At 64.1% G+C, this 9,388-nt stretch carries 9 protein-coding genes and 1 pseudogene; 2 read left to right on the forward strand and 8 right to left on the reverse strand.

What is annotated here, in order from left to right; all coding sequences use genetic code 11:
• From JWR89_RS07325 to JWR89_RS07335, 3 genes and pseudogenes are all read right to left on the reverse strand, one after another.
• A pseudogene (locus JWR89_RS07325) lies at positions 1-231 on the reverse strand (hypothetical protein); the annotation flags it as partial.
• A 203-nt stretch (positions 232-434) separates the two neighbouring features.
• Positions 435-656: a hypothetical protein gene (locus tag JWR89_RS07330; protein ID WP_299713713.1), complete on the reverse strand. Its 222-nt coding sequence runs from the start codon at positions 654-656 to the stop codon at positions 435-437.
• Positions 656-1,144 (reverse strand): pyridoxamine 5'-phosphate oxidase family protein, encoded by a 489-nt coding sequence (locus JWR89_RS07335; RefSeq protein WP_299713716.1) that lies wholly within the window; start codon positions 1,142-1,144, stop codon positions 656-658. Before JWR89_RS07335 ends, JWR89_RS07330 begins: the two co-directional genes overlap by 1 nt.
• 116 nt (positions 1,145-1,260) lie before the next feature.
• Here JWR89_RS07335 and JWR89_RS07340 point away from each other — a divergent pair, with 116 nt between their 5' ends.
• Positions 1,261-1,635: an MAPEG family protein gene (locus JWR89_RS07340; RefSeq protein ID WP_299713719.1), complete on the forward strand. Its 375-nt coding sequence runs from the start codon at positions 1,261-1,263 to the stop codon at positions 1,633-1,635.
• Positions 1,636-1,641: 6 nt separating this feature from the next.
• On the opposite strand, the gene JWR89_RS07345 is transcribed toward JWR89_RS07340, so the two are convergent.
• The 3 genes from JWR89_RS07345 to JWR89_RS07355 all read right to left on the reverse strand — a co-directional run bounded on the left by JWR89_RS07345 (position 1,642) and on the right by JWR89_RS07355 (position 6,259).
• The gene (locus tag JWR89_RS07345; protein ID WP_299713721.1) at positions 1,642-2,028 is read right to left on the reverse strand and encodes a VOC family protein; all 387 of its coding nucleotides are present in this window, start codon (positions 2,026-2,028) and stop codon (positions 1,642-1,644) included.
• A gap of 69 nt (positions 2,029-2,097) precedes the next feature.
• A complete protein-coding gene (locus JWR89_RS07350; RefSeq protein ID WP_299713724.1) occupies positions 2,098-4,044 on the reverse strand; it encodes an ABC transporter ATP-binding protein/permease in 1,947 nt (648 codons plus the stop codon).
• Between the two features lie 64 nt (positions 4,045-4,108).
• Entirely contained in the window at positions 4,109-6,259 is a 2,151-nt protein-coding gene (locus tag JWR89_RS07355; protein WP_299713727.1) for a hybrid sensor histidine kinase/response regulator, read from the reverse strand.
• Between the two features lie 362 nt (positions 6,260-6,621).
• Between JWR89_RS07355 and JWR89_RS07360 the strand changes: the two genes are divergently transcribed.
• Positions 6,622-7,338, forward strand: a complete 717-nt coding sequence (locus tag JWR89_RS07360; RefSeq protein WP_299713737.1) for an alpha/beta hydrolase — start codon at positions 6,622-6,624, stop codon at positions 7,336-7,338.
• A gap of 43 nt (positions 7,339-7,381) precedes the next feature.
• On the opposite strand, the gene JWR89_RS07365 is transcribed toward JWR89_RS07360, so the two are convergent.
• Together JWR89_RS07365 and JWR89_RS07370 are read right to left on the reverse strand one after the other, a co-directional pair.
• The gene (locus tag JWR89_RS07365; RefSeq protein ID WP_299713730.1) at positions 7,382-8,410 is read right to left on the reverse strand and encodes an LLM class flavin-dependent oxidoreductase; all 1,029 of its coding nucleotides are present in this window, start codon (positions 8,408-8,410) and stop codon (positions 7,382-7,384) included.
• A 132-nt stretch (positions 8,411-8,542) separates the two neighbouring features.
• Entirely contained in the window at positions 8,543-9,325 is a 783-nt protein-coding gene (locus tag JWR89_RS07370; protein WP_299713734.1) for a succinate dehydrogenase iron-sulfur subunit, read from the reverse strand.
• Between the last annotated feature and the right edge of the window lie 63 nt (positions 9,326-9,388).

Genomic DNA, 9,388 nt, shown 5'->3' on the forward strand with positions numbered 1-9,388 from the left:
CGGTGGCGGGGCAGCCGCAGGCGGCGCCGGGCGCGGTGGCGCAGCACCGGGCGGCGGACCTTTCGGCGGCGCCTTCGGCGCGGCCTTCGGATCGCCTTCAGGCGCCGGTGGTGGTGCCGCCTGCGCGACAACGATGGCGGCGTCGCCAGCCAGCGCGTGTGAAACGGGTGCTGCGAATTGGACGACGCCAAGGGCGGTCGTGGCCAGCAGCAGAAGACGAAGTTTTGTCATGATAGACTGAGATCCCCCGGGAAAATTTTCAACAAACGATTTGTTGGCCGAATGCTTCGTAGACATCTGGCGTAACGATCAACTGATAACGGTAGGGCCGCATTGTGGCGGTGCCCAACGGCCACGCCATTTTTATTTCGTCCATAACGCAGACCTGAACGCGCTTTGTTCATAGCGCATTCAGGCCCGTATAACATTGGCAACTACATAGTCGGCGACGGCGGCATATCCGGCTGGCCGGGATTCACATCGGGGCCGACAGGTACTTCTTCCGGCACGTAACCCGGCAATTCGTCGGGCTGATTCGGCGTATCGGGTTCGCGTACCGGCGTCGGTATCTCCGGCCGCGGATTGCCTGGCGGGCTTTCCTGCGGCGGCTCGGCCGGTTGCCCGGGCTGGATCGGAGGATCCTCGACGGGCGACATCAGATCGCGACCTTACGGTTGGTGCCGATGTCCGGGCGCGTGCCGGTCACGGCGGCGGCGGCCATCTTCACATAGCTGATCACGGTGCCCGGCGAGTCCCAGAACTCGGCCTCATCGGGAGTGAATTTGAGCACTCGAATATTAGGATCCTCAGCGCTGTCCCACCACGCCTTGGCGGGCGTCCCGAACAATTCCTTGATTTTGGCGCGGTCGTTAGAGACCACGGCGGTCCCGCTGACGGACACGAACTTCATGTCTCCCGCATCCGCGAAGGAGAGGTTGACGTTCGGATTGGCCGCGATCTCGTCATCCTTATGCCGGCGCGCGTCGCTGAGAAAAAACACGGTATTGGCGTCGCGATCCAGATAAGCCGCCATCGGCCGGGCGCGCAGTTTTTCGCCATCGCGCGTCACCAGCATGGCGAAGCCGATCTTCTTCATCAGCTCCCAGGTGCGATCGATATCGGCGACGGTATTGTCGTTGGCCATGTCTCTCTCCTGTATTGGTTGCGGCGATAACGACGCGAGTGCCGCGATGTTCCCGAACGACAGGTTTGACAGCCGCGGTGGAACCTCGCATCAAGGCGCTTTCAAGGGGAGGTCAAATGCCGATCGCTTATTGGTGCATTCTGGTCGCGGCGTTGCTGCCGCTGATGCTGGTCGGCTACGCGAAGTCGAGTTCGAAAGACAACAATACGCCGCGCGATTCCGCCGAAAACCTCGCAGGCGCAAAACGCCGGGCCTATGCGGCGCACCAGAATGCCTACGAGAATTTCCCATTCTTTGCGGTCTCAGTCCTTGCCGCGCTGAACTTCGGCGCCTCGCCCGGCACGGTGAGCGGGCTTGCGCTGCTCTACATCGCGTTCCGGCTCATCTACTCCTGGCTCTACATCGCCGACAAGCCGAGCCTGCGCTCGGCGGCCTATGCCGGCGGGCTGTTCGCGAATATCGCAATCTTCGTACTTCCTGCGTTCAGATAGGCGACTTCACTCGGACGCATGGCAGACGGCCTCGATGTTGTGGCCGTCGGGATCGAGAACAAAGGCGCCGTAGTAGTTCGGGTGATAGTGCGCGCGAAGCCCGGGTGGGCCGTTATCGCGACCGCCCGCGGCGATCGCGGCCTGATAGAACGCATCGACAGCGCTGCGATCTTTCGCGACAATCGCGATGTGCACGGGCTTGTTGAGAGCACCTTCGCCGCCGATCCAGAAATCTGGCTTGCCGTCGGCGCCAAACCCGGCGGCCGGCGAATAGCCACTCTGCTCTTCGGTGACTTCCATCACCACGCTGTAGTCGAGCGGCGCCAGCGCGCGGACATAGAACTCCTTGGCGCGTTCAAAGTCGGAAACCGAAAAGCCGATGTGATCGATCATCGCAAGCTCCTGCGAGGTTCAGCCCGGATCAGCGTAACGAAATCCGGGGCTACATCCAACCTCAGCGAGTTATTTTGCCGTCTGCCTGTGCCGCAAGAACCGCCCCAGCAGCTTGCGCTTGCCCTTGCGCGGAATGAGATCGATGTCGCTGACCAGCTTGGCGCCACCCTTGCGGCGTTCCAGCACGATCTTGCGGCTGTGGAAGACCTCGAGTTCGGCGCGGTGCGCGACTGACACCACGGTGGCGTTGGGCAGCTCTTCGGTCAGCAGCTCCATCATCTTGTCCTGGCTCTTGGCGTCGAGCGCGGAGGTCGCTTCATCCAGCACGATGATGTCGGGGTGGTGCAGGAACAGCCGTGCAAAAGCGAGGCGCTGCTTTTCGCCGCCGGACAGGGTCTGGTCCCACGGCGCATCTTCTTCGATTTTCTCCTTGAGGTGGCCGAGCCCGACCTTGTCGAGGGCCTTGCCGATCTCTTCGACGCTCCAGTCCTCCGCCGCCGCCGGATAGGCCGCCGCGCGGCGCAGCGTGCCGGAGGGCACGTAGGGCTTTTGCGGCAGCATGAATAGCCGCCGATCCGGATGGAAATTGATACTTCCGCCGCCCCACGGCCATAGCCCGGCGATGGCGCGCACCAGCGTGCTCTTGCCGGTACCGCTCTCGCCCGCCACCAGCAGGCGCTCGCCGGGTTCGATCACAACTTCGGCGTCGCCGACCACGGCCGTGCCATCGTCGAGCGTCACCGAGAGATCGTGCAGGCTGAGCATGGTATCGCCGGTGGTCTCGCCGCGGGTGATGCGGCCGATGCCATCACCGCGCTCCGCGCGCTCGAGGCCATCCAGCGACATCATCAGCGAGGCAATGCGGCGCGCGCAGGCATTCCAGTCGGCGAGGCGCGGATAGTTATCGACCAGCCAGCCGAACGCCGCCTGCACGATCGTGAAGGCGGAGGCCGCCTGCATCACCTGGCCGAGCGACATGCTGCCGTCGAGAAATTTTGGCGCGCACAGCAGCAGCGGCACCACCGGCGCGATCAGGCTGGAGCCCTGCGACACCAGGGTGGTGCGCATGTGCTGATGCGCCAGCCGCGCCCACTGCTTCAGCACGCTGGCAAACGTCTTGTCGATGCCGGCACGCTCTTCCTCCTCGCCGCCGAGCAGCGCGATGCTCTCGCCGTTCTCGCGCACCCGGGTCAGCGCATAACGATACTCTGCCTCGGCCTGGTTCTTGTCTTCCGAGGTCTGCACGAAGGCGCGGCCGATCACCATGATCGAACCCGAGGCGATGCCGGCATAGAGCACGGCGGCGATCACCAGGAAGCCGGGGATGGTAACGACCGAACCTCCGATGGAAAGCGTCAGCGCGCCGCCGATGGTCCACAACACGACGATGAAGGTGGTGGCCGACAGAAAGGCCGAGATCACGCCGGCGGCGAAATCCACCGGCGAGTCGGTGGCGACGCGCAAATCCTCGGCGATGCGATATTCCGGATTCTGGTGATCGCCGCTGACCAGGTTGAGTTGGTAGTAGCGGCCACTGGTCAGCCAGCGCGACACCACCGAGGCGGTCAGCCAGGCACGCCAACGGCGCTGGATGCCCATCCGCGTATAGACCTGCGCCACGCCGAGCAGCACGCTGCCGATCGCCAGCGGAAAGAAGATTCCGGTGAGGGTCCAGACGGTGCCGGCGTCGCGCCTCTCGATGGCGTCGAAGATCGCGCGGTTCCAGACGTTGATGCCGTACTGGAAGCCGACATTGGTGACGATCAGCAGCAGCAGCCCGATCGAGAATGCCCAGGCCAGCTTGTCGCCGCTGGCGCCCCAGAATCCCTTGGCGCTGATCCAGAATCGCGTCAGCAGATAGTCTTTACGCGCCTGCTCCGCCTCCTCGGGGGTGAGTTCCGGATCCGGCTCGAGCAACTCCGGCGGCGGCGGCTCGACCTGCTGGCCGGTCTCGGCAACGACCTCGACGATCGGGGTTCGGGCAACGTCGGATTCGTCTACGGCAGGCTTGTTCATACTGCCATAACGCGAAAGAAATCAAAAGGTTCCATCGGGTTCCGCCAGTCGCGGCGACGGCGTCTCAGGAGGACGTTGGAGTCTGCGGGGAGGTCTCGGCCCGTTGCCGCCGCCAATTCCCGACCTTGGTCAGCACGCGCGACAACTGCTCGATCGAATACGGCTTCTGCAGCAGCTCGAATCCGAAGGTGCCGTTCTGCGCCAGCACGTGGCTGTAGCCGGAGGTCAGCACCACCGGTAGATCGGCATGGCGCCGGCGGATTTCCTGCGCCATCTCGATCCCGGTCATGCCCGGCATGACCACATCGGAAAACACCACGTCGTAGCCGAGTGGATGTCGGTCGAGCTCAGCCAGCGCATCGCGGGCGTTGGTCATGAGCGTCGGCGCGTAGCCAAGCTCACTCAGCGCGTCGGCGGCGAACTGCCCGACGTCGCGATTGTCCTCCACCACGAGAACGGAAAGGCCCTCGCCATCGACCACGGGATCATTGCTGGCGATCGCTGACGGTGCGACGCCATCGATCGACACCCGCGGCAGGTAGAGCGTGAAGGTGCTGCCCTTGCCGACGACGCTTTCGACAATCACCTCGCCGCCGGACTGTTTGGCAAAGCCGAACACTTGCGACAGGCCGAGGCCGGTGCCCTGCCCGACTTCCTTGGTGGTGAAAAACGGCTCGAAGATGCGCTCGAACTGATCGCGGGGAATGCCGACACCGGTATCCTCGATCGCTACCGCGACATAGCCGTCGGGGTTTTGCACGATGGCGCCCGGCAGTTCCGGCGCGGCGCACACGGTGATCGTAAGCCGTCCCTCGCCGCGCATGGCGTCGCGGGCATTCACCGCGATATTGATCAGCGCCGTCTCGAACTGACCGGCGTCGGCATGCACGAACAGGGGATCGTCAGGCAACCGGATGACGATCTCGACCGGCGAGCCGGTCAGCGTGCCGACGATATCGCTGACCGAGCGCACGCAGTGGCCGACGTCGAACACTTCCGGCTTCAGTGTCTGCCGCCGCGCGAAAGCGAGCAGTTGCGCCGTCAATTTGGCGGCGCGGTTCACGGTATCCGAAATCGCCGCCACATAGCGGGCCTGCCGCTCCGGCGCGAGGCCCGGCCGCTGCAGCAGATCGACCGAGGAGCGGATCACGGTGAGCAGGTTGTTGAAGTCATGGGCCACGCCGCCGGTGAGCTGGCCCAGCGCTTCCAGCCGCTGGCCGTGCCTCAGCGCCTCTTCGGCCTCCAGCCGCCGGGCGGACTCGGCGTACAGTTTGCGGGTCCGGCGCAGCGCCAGCGCGAGCAGCAGGAACAGAAGCGCGGTCGCGGGAATGCCGAAGATCAGATGCTGGCTGATGGTGGAAAGCCATCGCGCGCGGATCGCCGACGTATCGAGGCCGGCCGCCACGTAGACGGGATAGCCTGTCAGGCGCTGATAGCCGAGCCGGCGCTCGACGCCGTCGCCGGGCGAGACGATCGTCATCAGGCCGCCGGCGGGATCGGCCGCCATCTGCTGGCCGACCGGTCCGCTCCGATCGATGCGCAGATCCTTCTGCAGCGCCGGATAGCGCGCCAGGATGGCGCCGTCGGTCAGGCCGAGCGCCAGGAAGCTGCCGGCGTCACGCCCGATCCGGGCATAGAAATCCGAAAAGTACTCCGGAAACACGGAAGCCTGGATCACGCCCGAAAAACTGCCGTCGCTGGTTTCACGGCGGCGGCTGACACCGAAAAACGGGGCGCCCTGATAGGGCGGGCGTGGCAGCAACGTCTTGCCGATGAAGAGCCTGACATCGCGGGTGACGTGCGCACTGAAATAGTCGCGATCGGTGAAGTCGATAGTTGGCGCCGGCAGGATCAGGCTGTTGACCAGCGCGCGGCCCTGCGCGTCGAATATCCACGCGGACTTCATCTGCGGCAGCGCATCGGCCAGCAACTTCAGCCGGGCATGGAGCTGTCCTTCCTGGGCCTTGATTTCGGCGTCGGACTTGCCGCGGACGATCTCGTTGATTTCCGACAGGCTGCGGTCGATGGTCTCGAACACTTTCAGCGCGTGTTCGTGGGCGACATCCAGGGTGCGCTCGATCTCACGATCGGCGATCTTCCAGGTCGATTTCCAGGACGTGACTGCAGCAAAGGCGAACAGCGCAACGGGAAAGGCCAGCGATGCGGCCATCATCCATTGCAGGAGCTTGAGCGAATTGTTTTGCGCGGTCTTCACGGCCCCTGCCTGACTGGAGGCGGAAGCTTACCTGAATCGGCGGGTCGAACAAATCGTTGCCGGAGTGGAACCGGCCGCCCTACGCATCCCGGCGAGAGCCGGCCGTTCACTAAAGGGGTTGGCGGTATTGCATCACAACCGTGTGTTCCCTGTAACGACGGCCATGGTGCGCCCGAACTGCTGGATATGAGCTTGAGCAAGCGTGCACCCGCATCGCTTTCGAGGTTCCCCCCAGAATGTAAGCCGGAGTTAGCTACATGACCGAGCCAACTGTTGAAGACCGCCGCCCTCCTCCTTCCGGAACTCCGTTGCGCGGTTTGAACCGTCGCAGCCTGTTTGGAGTCGCGGCCGGCGTCGCCGCGCTGGCGACGTTCGGAATCACCGAGGCGTCGGCGCAAGCGGCCGGGGTGAAGAACATCGTGCTGGTGCATGGCGCCTGGGCCGATGGCTCGTGCTGGTCCGAGGTGATCCCGCTACTGCAGGCGCAGGGATACAACGTCACCGCGGTGCAGAACCCCTTGACCTCGCTCGCCGACGACGTCGCCGCTACCAGGCGCGTGCTGGCCATGCAGGATGGCCCGACCGTGCTGGTCGGCCACTCCTATGCCGGCATGGTGATCACCGAGGCCGGAGTCGATCCGAAGGTGACCGCACTGGTCTATCTCGCAGCGCGCGCCCCCGATGCCGGCGAAGATTTCAACGCACTGGCCGCCACCTATCCGACGGCGCCGGTGCGCGCCGGCATCCAGAAGCACGACGGCTATCTGTGGCTGTCCGAGGACGCCTTCGTCAAACATTTCGCCGGCGATGTGGAGCCCGCGCGCGCGCGGGTGCTCTACGCGACGCAGCAGCCGGTTTCGGAGACGCTGTTCGCCGGCAAGACCACCGTGGCCGCCTGGCGGTCGAAGCCGTCGTTCTACGCGGTATCGACCAAGGACGAGACCACCACGCCCGACCTCGAGCGGTTCCTCGCCAAGCGCATGAAGGCCACCACCATCGAACTGCCGTCGAGCCATGTCTCGATGATCTCGCATCCGAAGGAGATCACGGCCCTGATCGTCGAGGCTTCGAAGATATAAATTCGGTGGGATGCAGAAAGCGGCGCCCATCGTGTGGCGCCGCTCAGGCCAGCAGCTCGCGCACCATCGGAATCACCCGGCTGCCGTACAGCTCGATGCAGCGCATCAGCTTGTCGTGTGACAGGCCGCCGGCGCTGTACTTCATGTCGAAGCGCGAGATGCCCAGCGTCTTCGCCGTCGCCGCGATCTTCTTCGCGACGGTATCCACCGAGCCGACATAGAGCGAGCCGTGATCGGCTTCCTGGTCGAACTCCTTGCGCTGCATCGGCGGCCAGCCACGCTCGGCGCCGATCCGGTCGCGCATGATCTTGTAGTCTGGCCACAGCTCTTCCCGGGCCTGCTCGTCGGTGTCGGCGACATAGCCCGGCGAGTGCACGCCGATCGGCTGCATGGGCTTGCCCAGTTGCGCATAAGCGCGCCTGGAGAGATCGACGTAGGACGCAAAGCGCTGGGGATCGCCGCCGATGATCGCCAGCATCAGAGGCAGGTTATAGCGCGCAGCGCGCACCACGGATTCGGGGCTGCCGCCGACGCCGATCCAGGTCTTCAGCGTTCCCGTCTCGATCGGCGGAAACACCTGCTGGTCCTTCAACGGCGGCCGGATACTGCCTTGCCAGGTGACGGATTTTTCGTGGATCAACGCCGCAAACAGATCGAGCTTCTGTTCGAACAGCATCTCGTAGTCGCTCAACGCAAAGCCGAATAGCGGGAAGGATTCGGTGAACGAGCCGCGGCCGAGGATCACTTCGGCGCGGCCGTTGGACAGCGCATCGATGGTCGAGAAGCGCTGGAACACGCGGATCGGATCGTCGGAGGACAGCACGGTGACGGCGGAGCCGAGCCGGATGCGTTGGGTGCGCGATGCGATCGCCGCCAGCACCACCTCGGGCGCCGAGACCGCGAAATCGGCGCGGTGATGCTCGCCGATGCCTATGAAATCGATGCCGAGCTGGTCGGCCAGCACGGCTTCGTCGATGAGATTGCGCAGCACCTGCGCATGCGGCAACGGCGCACCGTCGGCGCCGGACGTGACGTCCCCGAACGTGTCGAGACCGAGTTCGAGGACTGTCATGATGTGCTCTCAAGCCCGCGATGATCGTAGGGTGGGCACAGGCGCACTTGCGCTATGCCCACCATCTCGTGTCATCGCACCGTGGTGGGCACGCTTCGCTTTGCCCACCCTACGACCAATGCCATCGGTCGATCAGACCTGACGCTCGACCATCTTCATCTTGAGCTCGGCGATGGCCTCGGAGGGGTTGAGTCCCTTCGGGCAGGCCTTGGCGCAGTTCATGATGGTGTGGCAGCGATACAGCCGGAACGGATCCTCGAGATTGTCGAGGCGTTCGCCGGTGGCTTCGTCGCGCGAATCCTTGACCCAGCGCGTGGCCTGCAGCAACGCGGCGGGGCCGAGGAAGCGATCGCTGTTCCACCAGTAGCTCGGGCACGAGGTCGAGCAGCAGGCGCACAGGATGCACTCGTAGAGACCGTCGAGCTTGGAGCGATCCTCGTGGCTCTGCTTCCATTCCTTCTGCGGGGTCGGCGTGGTGGTCTTCAGCCACGGCTCGATCGACGCATACTGGGCGTAGAAATTGGTGAGATCCGGCACCAGATCCTTCACCACCGGCTGATGCGGCAGTGGGTTGACCTTCACAGCGCCGTCCTTCACGTCGTCCATCGCCATGGTGCAGGCCAGCGTGTTCTGGCCGTCGATGTTCATGGCGCAGGAGCCGCAAACGCCTTCGCGGCAGGAGCGTCGGAAGGTCAGCGTCGGATCGATGTTGTTCTTGATCCAGATCAGGCCATCGAGAACCATCGGACCGCAATCGTTGGTGTCGATGTGATAGGTATCGACGCCGGGGTTCTTGCCGTCATCCGGATTCCAGCGATAGACGCGAAACTCGCGCGTCTGCGTCGCGCCGGCCGGCTTCGGCCATTCCTTGCCACCGGTGATTTTTGAATTCTTCGGAAGTGCGAACTCGACCATCAACCAATTCCTTTGTCGTCCGATCAGTCTTCGTCGTCAAACAACGCAGCCTTGAGATCGTTA

Source organism: Tardiphaga sp. (genome assembly GCF_028290785.1).
Lineage (GTDB): Bacteria > Pseudomonadota > Alphaproteobacteria > Rhizobiales > Xanthobacteraceae > Tardiphaga.